This is a genomic window from Vibrio cionasavignyae, from assembly GCF_050337155.1.
Taxonomy (GTDB): domain Bacteria; phylum Pseudomonadota; class Gammaproteobacteria; order Enterobacterales; family Vibrionaceae; genus Vibrio; species Vibrio nomapromontoriensis.
Genome location: NZ_JAKJSR010000011.1, coordinates 229,781 through 246,804 on the forward strand (window position 1 = coordinate 229,781; position 17,024 = coordinate 246,804).

The window sequence follows — 17,024 nt, forward strand, 5'->3', positions numbered from 1 at the left end:
TTACAATGGATTCAGCAAGGTAGAAAAGGTATGATCTAACACTATTTTTGAATCGCTAGGAGTATGGCATTGAAGGCAGTTCAGCAAGTTGATTTATGGGTTTGCCCACTCGTCGATCTCAACCAGAAAACAAATCGACTTAACGAACTAAAATCTTGGCTAAGTGATGATGAATTAAGTAAGGTCTCTCGTTATCGTCAGCCGCAAGCACAGCTTACTGCACTCTATGTACGCTGTATCTTGCGAGCAATTTTATCTCGCTATTCACCTATTCAACCTCAGGATTGGGCATTCGAATATGGCGAAAAAGGCAAGCCTCGCCTAAGCACCTTACAACGCGAACAAACGGGCCTTAATTTTAACCTCAGCCATAGCAAAGATTACTTGCTCATCGCAATCCTCAAATCCGACGATGAATCATTAATGCTAGGTGCGGATATTGAACATTCGAGAGATAGCACGGATATTCACGCCATTATTAGCCATTACTTCGCCGCACCAGAAATCAATGACCTCAATGCATTACCTCAAGAGAAGCAACGAGGTCGCTTCTTTGACCTGTGGGCATTAAAAGAGTCGTATATAAAAGCGACTGGGGAAGGTTTAGCCACCTCGCTTAAAGAGTTTGCTTTTGATTTCTCTTCTTGCGTAGCAAACACACTTGAGTTCCCTTCCGTTCACGCAACAATGTCTGCAAATGAGATCGACATATTGCAAGACATTAACATTCACTTCACTAACAACATCCCAACCTGCATTGCTGTTACACCGACCAAAAATAACCGTATACGCTGGCAAAGCGTTTTGGGGCATCTAGATTCAGATTATCGTTTTGCTATCACGCTAGGAGGTAGCATTAAGCCCATTGAGTTGAAATTGCATACGTTTTCTCAGCTTAATTTGCTGGCATAAGCTTTATTACCTTGAAAATCGAGTAGCGATTTCAGGCTTACGTGGCACACAGCGCTAGGTCGCTGTCAGTATGGGTTTATATTCCGATTATCATGCCCTGTGGGTTAGGGTGATTACGCTCGTCCTCAGTAAATAAACGTCGAAGTATGTGAATGTTTAGAGTCACTTAACGGCTGTTTAATTTTTACCTACAACCTCAATCTTGCACCAGAAATTAATGACCGTTAGCATGCCTGAGTCGCTCATAGAGCCACTCATTTTGAAATTAAACAGCCTGCTAGCGAACTATAGCGAGATTGTATTAGGGTAAATATCATGCATTGGAAAATAAAGTCGACGCAGAAAAAGGGAAAGGAATTTATCATTAACCAAATTAGAGGAGATGAAATGAAAATCTATCCCAATGGTTTCCTCAATTTTTACCTCAACGGTACGGTCATTGCCGCATTTAGCCACCACGAATGGTTATCCATGAAAGAAATCAATAGCTTTGGCCAAACTCATCGAATTTTCACCAATCCTAAAGCGGTCCCTCAGAGTAGCGAAAACTGCCAACATAAAAATATCAGACAAACAATCGCAACCAGCTCCCCCCTAGCCCACTTTCTCAAAGCTCATAAGGAAACGCACCACAAACGGGGAGAGTCTGCGTTATAATAAGTGATAACGTGAACCAAGGAGGAAAACACCATGGATCAGGTGTTTTTCTCACAGTTTAAGCAAGCTAGCCAGCTAACATCGCCGTAAGCACCTCTTCAGGAACCGGTTGCAAGCGCTTATCTTTATCCAAGCACACCATTTCAATGTCGCCAATTACTGCAGGTTTAGTCGCCCCTTCACGCCACACTTCCTGACGCCATAGCGTTTTGTATTTCCCATCCAATTCGAATGAGGTACGAATATCGCAAATTTCAGCAAATTCAACACCATCTTGAAATGTCATGTTCGCTTTATAGACGGCAAAGCCTAGCCCATGGTCATTCCATAACTGGGCTAATTTATCGCTGCCAAGCACATGTTCACGGGCTCGCTCAAAGTATTTTAAAAAGTTGGGGTGATAAACCACTCCCGAATGATCAGTGTCTTCGTAATAAATTTGAACGGGGTGATGATAGATCTTGCTCATGATCGAGGGGTCTCTTTTTTAGAACGGATAACTTGGAAGATTTCATGCCACGGGCCGTGTAAACCATGAAAGTCACCAACATAAGGCTATGCGGCACTGTACCTTAACTATCTCAATCACTTCAATCCTGCATCAGGCATTGTGGCCTTGGTCAGACCTCAATAGACCACATACCTGCACTGACTACACAATCTAAGGAACACCTCACCTGCCATACAAATAAATCATTATTTTTACTAATGCAGGTATTGACAGTGGCAATTCGGAAGCATATATTGATTACACTAACTGCCATATGGAGTTCATTAATGACCAAGTTCGCCTTATATAGGGAACAATTGGTCGTTGTAATCGTAAGAAGCGCTCTTTCAATCAGACTGTTTCTTGCGCATTTTTAACAGCAGAACCCTACGTCCACATTAGCGAGTTAACGCTTCGGAGTATGAGTTCTTTCTCTTAGCTCGGTGCTAAGAGAACTATTGCTTTAATAAAGGATAGTATTATGCGTAACATAGATTTTTCTCCCCTATACCGCCATGCCATTGGTTTTGATCGCTTGTTTGATCTTGTAGAGAACAGTGCAAAAAAACCATCTCAAAATGGTTATCCTCCTTATAACATCGAACAGAAAGACGAGAACCACTATCGCATCACGATGGCGGTTGCGGGCTTTTCTGAAGATGAACTTACCCTCACACAAAACGAAAACATGTTACTTGTGACTGGTGAAGTCAAATCAAATGACACGAAGCCGACCTATATCTATCAAGGTATCGCCGAAAGAAACTTCGAGCGAAAGTTCCAACTTGCCGACTATGTCACGGTTGAAACCGCGAACCTAAAGAATGGTCTACTGCATATTGATTTGGTACGAGAAGTCCCTGAGGCCATGCAGCCACGCCAAATTTCAATCAGCAAGTAACAACGCCTCAGCTCAAAGAGCAGGCACCATCAATTATAGATTTCGTTTAGCTATGTGCAGTCATCATTATAACAGTGACTGCACAGGGGTTATTACATCAAAAATTCAACGATAAGCATTAGATTAATTAATCCTTATCGTTTAGAGGAACATCATTATGGGTAAAATTATTGGTATCGACTTAGGTACAACCAATTCATGCGTTGCTGTATTAGACGGCAACAAACCACGTATCATTGAAAACGCCGAAGGCGAACGCACGACAGCATCCGTCATTGCTTATACCGATGGTGAAACACTTGTCGGTCAACCAGCAAAACGCCAAGCCGTCACTAACCCAGAAAATACGCTATTCGCGATTAAGCGCCTGATAGGCCGCCGCTTCGAAGACGAAGAGGTTCAGCGTGACATTGAAATCATGCCTTATAAAATTGTTAAGGCAGACAATGGCGATGCATGGGTAGAAGCGAAAGGACAGCCAATGGCTGCACCTCAAGTGTCGGCTGAGATCCTAAAGAAAATGAAAAAAACGGCGGAAGACTATCTAGGTGAAGCCGTAACTGGCGCAGTGATTACCGTTCCTGCCTACTTTAATGATGCACAACGTCAAGCAACAAAAGACGCAGGTCGTATCGCAGGCTTAGACGTTAAACGAATTATTAACGAGCCAACTGCAGCTGCACTCGCTTACGGGCTAGACCAGAAAGGCGGTAACCGCACAATCGCAGTTTACGACCTTGGTGGTGGTACTTTTGATATTTCGATTATTGAAATTGACGAAGTAGAAGGAGAAAAAACATTTGAAGTATTAGCGACCAACGGGGATACCCACCTTGGTGGCGAGGACTTCGACAATCGTCTGATCAATTACCTCGTTGACGAATTCAAAAAAGACCAAGGTATTAATCTAAAGAACGATCCACTCGCGATGCAACGTGTAAAAGAGGCCGCAGAAAAGGCGAAGATTGAACTGTCTTCCACTTCTCAAACCGACGTTAACCTGCCTTACGTTACGGCTGATGCGACAGGCCCTAAACACATGAATGTGAAAGTGACGCGTGCGAAACTAGAATCGCTTGTAGAAGATTTAATCGTGCGCTCTATAGAACCACTTAAAACTGCGCTATCAGACGCCGACCTAACGGTCAGTGACGTCAACGATATTATTTTAGTCGGTGGTCAAACACGTATGCCGATGGTGCAAGCTAAAGTAACAGAGTTCTTTGGTAAAGCACCACGCAAAGACGTCAATCCCGATGAAGCGGTGGCAATGGGCGCAGCGGTTCAAGGTGGCGTTCTTGCTGGAGATGTGAAAGATGTACTGCTATTGGATGTGACACCACTTTCTCTTGGTATCGAAACCATGGGTGGCGTAATGACCAAGCTTGTTGAGAAAAACACGACGATCCCAACCAAGGCAAACCAAGTGTTTTCTACCGCAGAAGACAATCAAAATGCGGTTACAATCCATGTGGTTCAAGGTGAACGTAAACAAGCAATGTACAACAAATCGCTAGGGCAATTTAACCTAGAAGGCATTCAAGCGGCACCACGTGGAATGCCACAAATCGAAGTGACTTTTGATATCGATGCGAACGGTATATTGAATGTATCGGCGAAAGACAAATCGACTGGCAAAGAACAGAAAATCACCATCCAAGCATCAGGTGGTCTAAGTAACGAAGACATAGAAAAAATGGTACAAGAAGCGGAAGCAAACAAGGAAGCGGACAAAAAGTTCGAAGAATTGGTTGCGGCTCGTAACCAAGCAGACCAATTGGTCCACAGTACTCGTAAACAGCTAGAAGAATCGGGTGACTCCCTTCCCGCTGACGAAAAAGGTCACATTGAGGTTGTCATCTCCGAGCTAGAAACCGCTCGTAAAGGGGACAATAAATACGAGATCGATACGAAGACTCAAGCGTTAATTACGGCGGCTCAAAAGCTGATGGAAATGACTCAACCTAAATCAAATGACACGGGTTCTGAATCAAAGACGAAAGCAGATGACGATGTCGTCGAAGCCGAGTTTGAAGAAGTAAAGTAACGATTTAGTACTGCATTAAATCGATCGGGGTTAGCACTAATCCCCTACCGTTTGGGCGTATGAGGTAACTCATACGCCTTTTTTAATTTTCGTCGCTAAGCGGCTTGCTCTCTAAAGTGACGCACTATGCAAAGTGATTAACCGCGAGAAATGAGATTGAAGCACCTTGCTGACATTCCTTCCCGTACTCCATTTTCTCCCCATTTCTACTAACGCTATCATTCACAATAAAACACAAAGCAATTATGTTCTTGTTTTGTGTGTACTGTTGCTCAGTTAGGTAATTGGTGAACACAAAACAACCTTATACTATTTTTCGTAAAATACTATGTATCGCAAAATACTATGTATCCCGAACCCTACTTAGGGTGCTAGTGGACAAGTCCACTAGCCTTTTTTATCACCTCTACAGCGATCGAGCTCAATGGCAAAGACGATTAAAATATTACTGATTATATCTGTAGCACTTACTGCCTATGCTGTATTCAACTTAACGAGCAAAGAACGCGACGTATCCGATATAGATCGCGCTAAACAACAAAATACAATTTCGACCTTTAATGATTCAAAATTTAAAGAAGTGATGAAGCATACCAAATCATGTTCGAACTGCTCTCAAAGCCACACTTAACGTTATCATTTACGTGAACACTATCTTTTACATAAACCAGTCTTTTACATAAACATTATCTTTTACGTAGCTAATGAGCGTGCCGACTGTTGAATGCGGTAAGCGGTGACCAAATTAAGTACGATCAAACAAGATTCCAACATTACCCCACCCATAGATCCCATCAAGATATTATTTACTAGCCAACAAGACGCACCAACACTCAGCGCTAATCTCAGTTTTATACCAGTGAGCTGAAACACTGCATAGGTCCCAATTGAAGTGCCTATAATAGAAAAAACCTGGATCCAACTCGTCGCTAACACGCTACCACACGCCGCGAGAATGATGATCGTCACCCAGCACAAATATTTTCCAGAGTATCTGATCGCCAAAAGTGTACGCATTAATGACAGCCCTGATGCAAACGCTGACGTCATACTACCAAGCAAGACAAAGTGCAGTGCATGGACACTATAGAAACCAAGCATGCATAACTTTAGTCGCCGATCGTCTTTCTGCCAGAAAGATAACAACCCTAGACCAAAACTACAAAACCCAATCCACTGCGCAAGTTCCATTTTCCTACCCAAAAAATAAGCCTCAACAGTCGTTGAGGCATAAGGTGTTAATTATGTAAGCCTATTAGTAGATAATTCAGGCTCACCAAACTTTACTGCGAACTAATGACTTCTATTACTGTAGGTAAGTTGAGTTGTTCGCTTTATCGACTTCACTCAGGAATAGATCGAGTAGTTCAGATCCTTTCTCACCGTGTGTTTCGCGCACATACTTCTTCACACCTGGTTGAGTTGCTTGGCGCATCGCTTCACGCTGCTCATTCGTTAAAGAATTAATCTTCATTTTTTTCTTAAGGCCAGCTAAGCCGCGATCATCAGATGCTTCGATCAAACGCGATAGACCACGGTTTGCACTTAATGCAATCTCTACAGCATCTGCAACAATTTTTTGTTCGTCCGCAGTTAGACCATCATAGAAGTCTTTATTCACCATGAAGGTATATGGGGCAAAAAGGTGATTCGTTAACGTCAAGTATTGTTGTACTTCGTTAAACTTAGCGAATGAGACCGTTGGTACAGGGTTCATCTGACCATCGATAACACCTGTCTGCAACGATGAATATACCTCTCCCCATGATAATGGGTACGCTTCCGCCCCCAGTGACTGAATGATTTTTTGGTGCGTCGGTAGAGTCATTGTACGAATGCGTAACCCTTTAAAGTCTTCCAGCGTTTCAATTGGGCGCTTTGAGTTAGTCACAGAAAAGAAACCGCCTGTATCAGGGAAGCCTAGGATCTTCACATCTTTCATTTCAGCTTCAATATCACGCGCTAGGGTTTGTCCAAACGGACCGTCAAGAACTTGATAGGTGGAAGCGTTGTTATCAAACGCAAAAGGTACATCCAACACCCCTATTCTTGGGTAATATCCCGCTAAGGGGCCGACTGGTGACAGCGTACCTTGTAGCTGCCCATCACGAACCATTTGAATATGTTCTTTGGCGTTACCAAGCTGGTTACTTGGGAAAACCTGCACCTTTATCTCACCGTTTGTTGCCGTCTCTACGATATTTTTGAATACGCCAGTAAAAGCATGAGCCGGATTTTCCATAATGTCCGCTTTATTATCATGACCAATACGAAGGACTTTCTCTGCCATAGCAAAAGGGGCGGTAACAAAACTTGCAGCAAGAGCAGCAGCGACGAGCGTTTTAGTTAGTGTTTTCATAATGACTCCATTTTATGAACTGGTTTTTATGTAGGGGTGTATCTAATTCATTTTTTATAAACGCGAATACGACATTTTTAGGGCCTCTGCGTTCATAACTTTCATAACTTTCATAACTTTCACTAATTTAGCGGGTACATCACAAGTCCGTTACACACCCGCTAGATTCATATTCAGAACGTTAATACCCGAGTAGTCTTGGAATAAATAACACAATGTCAGGGAAGAACGCGATGGCAAACAACAGTATTAATTGACCAATTAAGAACGGCATCAACTCCTTGGAAATACCTTCTATTTTGGCGCCAGTGACCGATGAAAGCACAAATAAGCAAGCACCTATTGGCGGTGTCATCAGCGAGATATTCAGAGCTAGGATGAACACAATGCCCGCATGCAAAGGATCCATACCGATTTCTGCGGTTAATGGCACCAAAATAGGCGCTAAAATAACCAGCATGACGTTGATATCCATAATCATGCCAACTGTCAGTAGTAACACGATGATCAATGCCAAAATAACATTTGGGTTATCCGATAAGGCGATAAACATATCCGCAATCATTTGAGGAATTTGGTTGAAGCTCAACCACCAGCCAAGAATTGATGCCGAGCCAATAATCAAATAAATCACAGCCGATATTTGCGACGTACGGACAATCATATTAAACAAAGCATTAACGGTAAGATTGCGATATATAAACGTACCAATAACCAGTGCATACGCAACCGCTATTGACGCCGCTTCTGTTGGGGTGACAATGCCAAATACAATGCCGCCAAGAATGATGAGTGGCATCAACAGAGCTAAAGCAGAATTTTTAAAGTGGTCAAGAACTTCCTTAAGCGTTGCTCTCTGGCTCATTTTTGGTAAGTTTTTACGCTTACCCATCGCGCCAATGATCGCCATACACACCAAGCAGACAAGTATTCCCGGTAAAATACCCGTCGCAAATAGTCCTCCTATCGACACACCCATTAGTGAACCGTATACCACCATTAAACCAGACGGCGGAATCGTAGGACCAATAATGGAACCTGCTGCGGTAACAGCACAAGCGTAGTCTTTGCTATAGCCTTGTTTGACCATGGCTGGCACCAATGTGCGCCCAAAGGCTGCAGCATCTGCCGTTGCCGAACCAGTAATACCCGAAAAGAACACCGATGCGACCATATTTGAATGGGCCAACCCACCTCGGAAGTGTCCTACCAGCGCCTCAGCTAAATAAACCAAGCGATTAGTAATACCCGTGTGATTCATTATTTCACCCGCTAGGATGAAAAACGGCATCGCCAAAAATGGGAATATGTTCAGACCATTAAATATTTTACTTGGTGCCAAAGAAGTAAAATGTGCGCCACCAACATCATACATTCCGGCCAAACCTGCAATACCGAGCGCTATTGCAATGGGTGCACCTATTAACATAAGACCTGCAAATATGAATCCAATCATGACTGCTCTCCTTCAATGGCAACGATATTTTGAGATAAGCTCAATTTAAATGCGTATAAATCTTCTAACCAAACAAGAAAAGCTTGGAATCCCGATAGCGCAAATGTCACCGGAACCGCAGCGTAGGCATAGGACATAGGCATTGAAAATACCGTCGATAATTGGCTCGCCCCTTTTTCTGCAAATGCATACCCCAAATAGGCGACATAGCAAAAGAAAGCACAAGTAATCGCTCCGACAATGATTTTAATGACGCGTTGTACTAATTCAGGAAAGCGTTTAGTAACAAACTCCAACCCCATATGCTCTCGACCTGCGGTACAACATGGAACGGCCATCAAAATAGCCCATATCATGATATAACGTGCCATTTCTTCCACCCATACTAGCTGGAGTTTCAAGATATAACGGTCAAGAACCCCTAGCCATACATCTAGGATTAGTAATGTCGTTAATATCCCAACACACAATTGATTGGCTTTATTCAGCCTAAGCTTTGTGGTGGTAATAATATTATTTGGTAGTGTCATAAGGTCTAATTCCTTCCCGTTGAATACAAACCTATAGAAAGATAAATCATCGAAATAATGCGCTTCCTCAGCAGGTCATTGCACTCTACCTATTAATTTTGTCAGTAAAAATGACAGCGGTCACAAAAGAATAAAAGCATGATAGTTTCAAACATAAAGAAGGCGAACTTAAATGTAACTATTTGAATAATATGAGATTAATCAAGAATCAATATAACCACTACTAGTTGACAAGCTTACATTATGTTAGAAAATAACATGGGATAATCGAAAGAAAAATCAATGGGTTACAAACCCATAACATCAACAGTGATAAAAAGTAACACGGGTTGTTTTGTAAGATTCAATTACGGAAATTTGATGTGAAGCATGTTTTGGCAACGTCAACAACGTGAGGATTTTGAAGTGTTCATCGTGGATTATGAATAGTATTACCACGACGTATGTTAATTTTTAATTATGCGATAGACAGCGCAGAATATGTTCCCCACTGTTTATCGCCAAGTATATTCATTAAATTGAATAATAAGCACTTACTTAGTTTGATTAAGTCCAATCTTACCAGCATCATTACTAGTAAAAGCTTGATACGGACGTAGCCCAAAATGAGGCATCATTGAATAGATGTGGTCAAACAAATCAGCCTGAACACCTTCATAAACAGCCCAGTCGGTATTATTACAAAATGCATATACCTGAAGTGGAATTCCTTGTGGTGTGGGTTGCAACTGGCGAACCATAATCAACATGTACTGATGAATATCTTTGTTTGCTCGTAAATAGGCATTAATGTAAGCGCGAAATAGACCCAAATTCGTCATTTTACGTATGTTGCCCACGCCCTCTACTTCACCTAGCCCATCATTGTAATCGGCAATATCACGTGATTTTTCATAAATATACTGACGCAAAATACGAATATTTTTCATTTCCTCTATCTCACTGTCAGACATAAAGCGAATCGAAGTGACATCAATATTCAAAGAACGCTCTATACGTCGCCCACCCGTATCCGACATTCCTTGCCAGTTGATAAACGCATTTTGCACCAACGCATACGCCGGGAGCATCGTAACCGTGTTATCAAAGTTGCGAACCTTTACAGTGGTCAACGAAATCTCTTCCACTGTGCCGTTAGCGCCATAGGCGTTCATTTGAATCCAATCATTCAAGCTGATCATACGGTTTGCTGACAGCTGGATACCGGCAACAAATCCTAGAATCGTATCTTTGAAAACCAGCATAACGAAACCCGTCGCGACGCCTAGCCCCGATAAGAATATTACTGGTGACTCGTTCGCTAACATCGACATTGAAACGACAATTCCGACAAAAAACGTAAACAACTTAGTCAGCTGAACGAAACTCTTTATTGGCATTCGACGAGTCATGCCTTTAAACGTCGCAATGTCATTGAGGACGTCTAGAATAGAAAAAACAATCCAGACAATCATAAATAAAACCAAAATACCCAAAATGCGATCAAATACACTCGCGAGCACGTCGTAATGACCCACCGAGATGGGAATCAATACGTCCAATACCATAATGGGTATCAGCAAGGTAATTTTTCCCAGTAAGTCGTATTTGGTTAAACTGTCATTCAATGAGGGGTTGGTTTTTTGCAGCACGTTTTTTACCGACCGTACTATTAAATGATGTATCACCAGATAAAAGATGGCCGATACGGCAAGGCTCGCCAATATAAATACTGAGGTCAACTCAATACCATATGGGTCGCTATGAATACCCACCGCCGATAACTTTTGTGAAATATAATTCCGAATATGGTTGTCTAACACGAACTCACCCTCAACAATGCGCATAACTACATCATTTCATTCTAAAAAACCAGGAGACTATACCAGATACCAATAGTTTCACCTGAAATCATTAGGAAATTATAGAGGAAGTTTGCCATCTTCCCTCTTGTGGAAGCTCCTCACTTACTCTGCGACTTCGCTTTCAATTGCTCAACAACAGCAGAAGGAACAACGGCACTGAGTTCATTGAAGCATTGCTCGATCGCTTCGGCTAGTGCACCTTGTTGGTTGTTCCTCGCTAATACCTCGCACTGCGCATACAGATGTTGAGGGTTGCCACTTAATCGATACGCTTTATTAAGTGCCTGCCCCGAAGCCAGTACATCTACAGATTCGAGAGACAACCCATAGACATACCAATATTGCGAATTGCTACTGGCTTGCTTGGCGGCTTTGTGTAAATACTGTCTTGCTTCGACATAGTCTTTTTGTCTCAACAGAGCTAGCCCTGCACTATATGGCAAAACACTTGATTGAGGTTGCGCTGCTATCCCCTGCTTTAACGTTATTAACGCGGTTCTTTCATCGCCTTGCGCTCTATACAAGTCTGCCAAATTAACATAACTATTTTCAAAATATGGCTCTATTTCCATGGCTGCTAAATAGTAGTTAATGGCTTTATCTATCTCTCCAATATCTCGATATACGTTGCCTAGATTCGTGCGGCCAAACCCTCTGTCAGCATTGAACTCTTGGATTGCAATGTAATCATTCAGTGGTTGTCTCAATGCCTGTTTTTGCATTGGATTAAGCTCTCGCCAATAGCGCACTAACGCACTCGCCGCCTCTGCGCGTACAGATAACACGGGATCAACTAACAAAGGACTTAAAATTTGCCATCGGTCTACGCCACTGTACCCAGATGAGCCCGCAATCGCGCCAAGGCGAATCATCTCATTGTCATGTTTGACGGCGCGACCCAGTGCGATAAGTGTGTTCTTACCGCTGTTGCCGCTCATTCGCTCCAAAGACGAGGCTCGAATAATGTCACTTAACGTCCCATCTTGGGCAACGTATGCCAATGCATCTGGTGCGGCTTGATGCCCTATCGTATCGGCATAAAAAGCAACAGAAAAATGCTGCTGATTCCGATAGCGCGAATTAGGGAACCATTCCCCGATCTTCTCATCAGCCCATTGATCCGTTTTATCATCATGGCATTGTGTGCACACGTTTGGTGTCTTGGTATGCTGACTTAAATCAGCTCTTGGGACATGCCAGGAATGATCTCGACGCGGGTCAACCTGCATGTATGTGGTTTCCGGCATATGGCAGGTGGTGCACTTGGATGCTTCACTGTTTGCCACATGAAAGGTGTGTTTTTCTGGAGTGTATTCAACCGCACTGTGACACTGGCTGCACACCGCTTCTTCCGGAATCGTTAATTTGGCACTATGTGGATCGTGGCAATTGGTACAAGTGACGCCTTTTTTCGCCATCGCAGACTGCAAAAATGAACCATAGACGTAATCTTCATCGTATATCTGCCCATCTGAGTGATAGAGCTCAGCAGAGATTAAGCTGAGACGATAGCGATCAAAAAACGACCCATTGACATGGTCACCGCTTTCATTCAATTGTGTACGACGACTGTGGCATTGCGCGCACGTTTGAAGCTGATTTGTCGCCACCATCTCTTTTGGCTGTAACGTTTTGCTGCCTTGCTGGTAGACCCATTCTTTTACCGGTTTGGACAGATCACGATCAAACCCAAAATGCTTCGGAATTAACGTTTCTGGTGTTTTTCTTGCGGTGTTCGCCAACGTTATATGTTTACTCGCCGCTCCATGGCAGGCTTCGCATCCTACATTAATCTCCGACCAACTCGTATTATAGGTATTTGTCGCAGGTTCATAGTTCTTTTGTAGATTGGTGGAATGGCAATCGGCACACATAAAGTTCCAATTCTGTCCGGCGTTCATCCAGTAGAATTCGTCTGTGGGTGTCATATCTGGATATAAGTGGAACCAGCGTTGTCCCCCTTCTGTTTTCGCTCTCGAATCCCAAGCAAAGGGGATAAGCTGTACACGACCATCGTCAAACCGCACCATATATTGCTGTAACGGCTCAAAGGCAAAGGTATAGTGAATTTGATAGTCATGGAACTGGCCATCAGGACCCTCAATGTTGACCCAAAACTCATCGCCTTTACGAAAAAAACGGTTGCTCTTTCCTTGATGCTGAATCGTCTGATCGTCAAAGTCTCCAAGCACACTCTCGTTATCAGCATGCTTCATTGCCATATCATGATGAGAGCCCTGCCATGCTTGCGTCGCTTGTTGGTGGCAATCAGCACACGCCTCACTCCCTACAAACTCCGCTTGAAGCGCCAATGGGACACCCTGCTGTGCCAGAACATTGGGCGACATCAATAGCGACATCAATAGCAACATAAGCCCAAGCGTTCTGACTATAAAAAGGCCCACCAAAACTTTACAACCGCACTTCTTCATAACCTTCCTTGTTATCTATCGCGACGCTTCACAGAAGGAACAAACGTAAGTTTCTTTCACTCCTACGCTGAAAGATAGGACACTTTTTCTTTACTAGACAAGTAATTAAACAACTTTTAATTAAACAACTTTTGATTGAAATGAATGACTGAATCAAAAAAGAGCTCTATTGAGCTCTTTCTATTCTTAACCCCCATCTACCCGTTATTTATTGGGCGATTCTTGTAGCTTGTCCATTACCTGATCCAAGCTAAAGCTTGCCGCCTTTTGGCGAGGAGGAAACTCTTTGAAGGTTTGTAAAAACTCACCTACATACGCCTGAGCTGGGACGAACATATATGCATGGTCAAGCAACCAGTCATAATAAGTGTTTGAGGTAATATCTGCCGTCTCATATGGGTCCATACGTAAGTTAAACAACTTGGGTAAACGCAGTGTCACAAACGGTTCTGCCCATATTTTCATGGTACCTGTAGCTCGCTGCTCCATGAACACCGCTTTCCAATGGTTATAACGCAGCGCCGCGAGATCGCCATCATCAGTGAAATAGAAGATTTCAGAACGGCGGCCTTTCTCCTCTTCTCCGGTTAAATAAGGTAAAAAGTTATAACCATCCAAGTGGACTTTAAAGGTTTTATTGCCCGCTTGGTGACCCTTCAGCAATTTCTCTTTGATTTGGTCATCACCTGCCGCGGCAAGGAATGTCGGCATCCAATCCATATGATGCATGATTTCATTGGAGACCGTACCCGCTTCAATTTTACCCGGCCAACGAACCATCGCTGGCACCCGATACGCCCCTTCCCAGTTGGTATTCTTTTCACCACGGAACGGAGTCGCACCAGCATCCGGCCAAGAATTCATATGGGGGCCATTATCGGTTGAATAGAAAACAATGGTGTTATCTTTAATCCCAAGGTCATCTACTTGCTTAAGTAGTTCGCCTACTTGGCTATCGTGTTCAACCATCGCATCCGCATAATAGCTGATACCAGTTTTACCTAAATTGTCTTCTTTAACGTGAGTTCTAAAATGCATTCGCGTCGCATTCCACCAGACAAAGAACGGTTTATCCGCTTTCACGGCACGCGCCATAAAGTCCAAAGCTACCTCTAGCGTTTCTTCGTCAACGGTTTCCATACGTTTGCGGGTTAAAGGACCGGTATCTTCAATCTTGCCATCAGCGGATGATTTAATAACCCCACGAGGTCCAAATTTTTTACGAAATTCAGGATCTTTCGGGTAATCAATGTTCTCTGGCTCTTCCTCAGCGTTTAAATGATAAAGATTGCCAAAAAACTCATCAAAGCCATGCGCTGTAGGCAAAAACTCATCTTTGTCACCCAAGTGGTTTTTACCAAATTGCCCCGTCATGTATCCCATCGGTTTTAGTAGTTCTGCGATGGTGGCATCTTCTGCCTGAAGGCCGATGTCCGCCCCAGGAAGCCCCACTTTACTTAACCCCGTCCTTAATACGCTTTGCCCTGTGATAAACGTTGAACGACCCGCGGTGCATGACTGCTCGGCGTAGTAGTCGGTAAACATCATGCCTTCTTTGGCTATGCTATCAATATTGGGCGTTTTGTAACCCATTAAACCAAACGTATAGGCGCTAACATTCGATTGCCCAATGTCATCGCCCCATATCACTAGAATGTTTGGTTTGTCAGCGGCTATCGCGCTCGTCGCTCCCATTAAAGCAACAGTAACAATCGCCAAGTGACGCTTAATGCCATACTTCTCTATCATAAAAACCCCTATCCGTTATTGTGCATCCTGCATACAACGTATAGTTCATTTCTTATACAACCGCGAATTGTCTACCTTGTTAGTAAAAATATCATCACACAGCGAAAGCGACGGCTAAAATTACGTCCCTAGGCTCATTACGTTGCGCTATCTTGATAGCGACGTAACTGTTCTGCTCGCTCTGCCTCTTGCTCTATCAATATGTTTTCATGGGCTCTAAAAAATGGCAGGTATAAAAAGTAAGCATTAATCATGGCAAAGCCCACCATACAAGCATTGATAATACTGCCATTTGCCGCCCATGCTGCGCCGATCGGAGCGGGAACCGACCAAGGAAACATGATAACGATGCGATCCAAGATTCCGGCTGAAGTTAAAAACCAAGCAATCGTGGCATTAATCATAGGCACCATAATAAAGGGGACTAAAAACAGCGGGTTAAGAATAATAGGGAAGCCAAATAAGATAGGTTCATTGATATTAAATATCGACGGAATTAGCCCCACTTTTCCGACAGACTTTAACTGATTCGAACGACTTTTTATCGCTAAGTAAACCAAAGGAAGTGTTGAGCCTACCCCTCCAATTAAAACAAAGAAGTCCCAAAATGCTGGAAGGTAAATATGTGGAATAACGTCGGCTCCAGACTGAATGGCTTGCTGGTTTTCAAGTAAATTAGACATCCAGAAAGGATTCATAATACCAGTAACAATAAGCGCGCCATGAATGCCAACAAACCATAATAGCTGACAGACTAATATTGAGATCAATACGGCGGCGAGACTATCTGAAGCTAAAACAAGTGGCCGAAATACTGCTTCGATAAGTTGCGGAAAATGAACCCCAAATTGGCGCTCAATCCAAACATTGAATATCGATAGAGTGATAACAACAACAAAGATGGGCACCATCAATTTGAAGCTCTGTACCGTCAAAATGGGTACGTCTTCTGGCATTTTAATATACCAACCTCGAAGAATAAAAAAGCGAACGATTTCAACGGAATATATGCCAGCTATCAAAGCAGAAAAAATTCCGGCCCCTCCAAGGTAGCGAATATCGGCGGCCTCTAAATCATAAAAGCCAACCAGCATTAAAAATGCAACACATCCGGTTAAACCACTAAGGCGTTCCGGTAACTGATAGTGTTTTGCCAGGCTCGCAGAGACGCCAAAAGAGACGATTAATCCAACCACACCAAGAGTCAGTTGATACGTTGGCAATAATATTGGCCTGAGTATGTTAGCAATATCCAGCCACCACACAGAAATTGCCGACTCCGCATTCGCGAATGGAGGAAAGATGATTGGCACAAAAAAGCACCCAACAAAAATAAACGGCATCGCAAGCTGAAACCCATCTCGTAGCGCCATCAAGTGTTGGCTACGCGTAAGTAGCTTAGCGATAGGGTTCATTATCTCCTCCACTTGAGAAGCAAAGACCCTCATGATTGAATAGTTCATTGTTAAGTTCCATCCCTTGGAGTGACAGCAGAATACCGCAACATTCACGCCTCATGGAAACCGTTAGTCCAATTTTGATGCATTGGACACATAAATATGTAAACCATCATTAAATCATGGCTGAACTGACGCACGCCTACAATCTCAGAGCTTTCCTCTACACGATCTTACTTTAACGCCATTT

The 17,024-nt window shown here is 43.1% G+C and carries 13 protein-coding genes; 4 read left to right on the forward strand and 9 right to left on the reverse strand.

Annotated elements, in window-relative coordinates; all coding sequences use genetic code 11:
- The first annotated feature begins 69 nt into the window (after positions 1 to 69).
- A complete protein-coding gene (locus L4D74_RS06780; protein ID WP_428751367.1) occupies positions 70 to 912 on the forward strand; it encodes a 4'-phosphopantetheinyl transferase family protein in 843 nt (280 codons plus the stop codon).
- Between the two features lie 387 nt (positions 913 to 1,299).
- Positions 1,300 to 1,569 carry a hypothetical protein gene (locus L4D74_RS06785; protein WP_428751368.1) on the forward strand — a complete coding sequence of 90 codons (270 nt, stop codon included), beginning with the start codon at positions 1,300 to 1,302 and terminating at the stop codon, positions 1,567 to 1,569.
- A gap of 67 nt (positions 1,570 to 1,636) precedes the next feature.
- On the opposite strand, the gene L4D74_RS06790 is transcribed toward L4D74_RS06785, so the two are convergent.
- Positions 1,637 to 2,038: a thioesterase family protein gene (locus tag L4D74_RS06790; RefSeq protein ID WP_265674058.1), complete on the reverse strand. Its 402-nt coding sequence runs from the start codon at positions 2,036 to 2,038 to the stop codon at positions 1,637 to 1,639.
- Between the two features lie 502 nt (positions 2,039 to 2,540).
- On the opposite strand from L4D74_RS06790, the gene L4D74_RS06795 reads away from it, so the two are divergent.
- Both L4D74_RS06795 and dnaK read left to right on the forward strand, forming a co-directional pair.
- Entirely contained in the window at positions 2,541 to 2,960 is a 420-nt protein-coding gene (locus L4D74_RS06795) for an Hsp20 family protein (RefSeq protein ID WP_428751369.1), read from the forward strand.
- A 157-nt stretch (positions 2,961 to 3,117) separates the two neighbouring features.
- Positions 3,118 to 5,007, forward strand: a complete 1,890-nt coding sequence (dnaK, locus tag L4D74_RS06800) for a molecular chaperone DnaK (protein WP_428751370.1) — start codon at positions 3,118 to 3,120, stop codon at positions 5,005 to 5,007.
- A 693-nt stretch (positions 5,008 to 5,700) separates the two neighbouring features.
- On the opposite strand, the gene L4D74_RS06805 is transcribed toward dnaK, so the two are convergent.
- The 8 genes from L4D74_RS06805 to L4D74_RS06840 all read right to left on the reverse strand — a co-directional run bounded on the left by L4D74_RS06805 (position 5,701) and on the right by L4D74_RS06840 (position 16,840).
- The gene (locus L4D74_RS06805) at positions 5,701 to 6,198 is read right to left on the reverse strand and encodes a YgjV family protein (RefSeq protein WP_428751371.1); all 498 of its coding nucleotides are present in this window, start codon (positions 6,196 to 6,198) and stop codon (positions 5,701 to 5,703) included.
- A 115-nt stretch (positions 6,199 to 6,313) separates the two neighbouring features.
- Positions 6,314 to 7,366, reverse strand: a complete 1,053-nt coding sequence (locus tag L4D74_RS06810; RefSeq protein ID WP_428751372.1) for a TRAP transporter substrate-binding protein — start codon at positions 7,364 to 7,366, stop codon at positions 6,314 to 6,316.
- Between the two features lie 181 nt (positions 7,367 to 7,547).
- A complete protein-coding gene (locus tag L4D74_RS06815; protein ID WP_428751373.1) occupies positions 7,548 to 8,822 on the reverse strand; it encodes a TRAP transporter large permease in 1,275 nt (424 codons plus the stop codon).
- Positions 8,819 to 9,352, reverse strand: a complete 534-nt coding sequence (locus L4D74_RS06820; RefSeq protein ID WP_428751374.1) for a TRAP transporter small permease — start codon at positions 9,350 to 9,352, stop codon at positions 8,819 to 8,821. Before L4D74_RS06820 ends, L4D74_RS06815 begins: the two co-directional genes overlap by 4 nt.
- 533 nt (positions 9,353 to 9,885) lie before the next feature.
- Positions 9,886 to 11,154, reverse strand: coding sequence for a mechanosensitive ion channel family protein (locus L4D74_RS06825; protein ID WP_428751566.1), 1,269 nt, complete (start codon positions 11,152 to 11,154; stop codon positions 9,886 to 9,888).
- A 140-nt stretch (positions 11,155 to 11,294) separates the two neighbouring features.
- Positions 11,295 to 13,628: a multiheme c-type cytochrome gene (locus L4D74_RS06830; RefSeq protein WP_428751375.1), complete on the reverse strand. Its 2,334-nt coding sequence runs from the start codon at positions 13,626 to 13,628 to the stop codon at positions 11,295 to 11,297.
- A gap of 204 nt (positions 13,629 to 13,832) precedes the next feature.
- Positions 13,833 to 15,377, reverse strand: a complete 1,545-nt coding sequence (locus L4D74_RS06835; RefSeq protein WP_428751376.1) for an arylsulfatase — start codon at positions 15,375 to 15,377, stop codon at positions 13,833 to 13,835.
- 137 nt (positions 15,378 to 15,514) lie between these two features.
- Positions 15,515 to 16,840 carry a PTS sugar transporter subunit IIC gene (locus tag L4D74_RS06840; RefSeq protein WP_428751377.1) on the reverse strand — a complete coding sequence of 442 codons (1,326 nt, stop codon included), beginning with the start codon at positions 16,838 to 16,840 and terminating at the stop codon, positions 15,515 to 15,517.
- Between the last annotated feature and the right edge of the window lie 184 nt (positions 16,841 to 17,024).

What these genes read in the sequence shown, in the direction of transcription:
- L4D74_RS06795 (WP_428751369.1), top strand. Translation starts at nt 2,541, where the DNA reads ATGCGTAACATAGATTTTTCTCCCCTATACCGCCATGCCATTGGTTTT.
- L4D74_RS06810 (WP_428751372.1), bottom strand. Translation starts at nt 7,366, where the DNA reads ATGAAAACACTAACTAAAACGCTCGTCGCTGCTGCTCTTGCTGCAAGT.
- L4D74_RS06785 (WP_428751368.1), top strand. Translation starts at nt 1,300, where the DNA reads ATGAAAATCTATCCCAATGGTTTCCTCAATTTTTACCTCAACGGTACG.
- L4D74_RS06830 (WP_428751375.1), bottom strand. Translation starts at nt 13,628, where the DNA reads ATGAAGAAGTGCGGTTGTAAAGTTTTGGTGGGCCTTTTTATAGTCAGA.
- L4D74_RS06790 (WP_265674058.1), bottom strand. Translation starts at nt 2,038, where the DNA reads ATGAGCAAGATCTATCATCACCCCGTTCAAATTTATTACGAAGACACT.
- L4D74_RS06815 (WP_428751373.1), bottom strand. Translation starts at nt 8,822, where the DNA reads ATGATTGGATTCATATTTGCAGGTCTTATGTTAATAGGTGCACCCATT.
- L4D74_RS06835 (WP_428751376.1), bottom strand. Translation starts at nt 15,377, where the DNA reads ATGATAGAGAAGTATGGCATTAAGCGTCACTTGGCGATTGTTACTGTT.
- L4D74_RS06820 (WP_428751374.1), bottom strand. Translation starts at nt 9,352, where the DNA reads ATGACACTACCAAATAATATTATTACCACCACAAAGCTTAGGCTGAAT.
- dnaK (WP_428751370.1), top strand. Translation starts at nt 3,118, where the DNA reads ATGGGTAAAATTATTGGTATCGACTTAGGTACAACCAATTCATGCGTT.
- L4D74_RS06840 (WP_428751377.1), bottom strand. Translation starts at nt 16,840, where the DNA reads ATGAACTATTCAATCATGAGGGTCTTTGCTTCTCAAGTGGAGGAGATA.
- L4D74_RS06805 (WP_428751371.1), bottom strand. Translation starts at nt 6,198, where the DNA reads ATGGAACTTGCGCAGTGGATTGGGTTTTGTAGTTTTGGTCTAGGGTTG.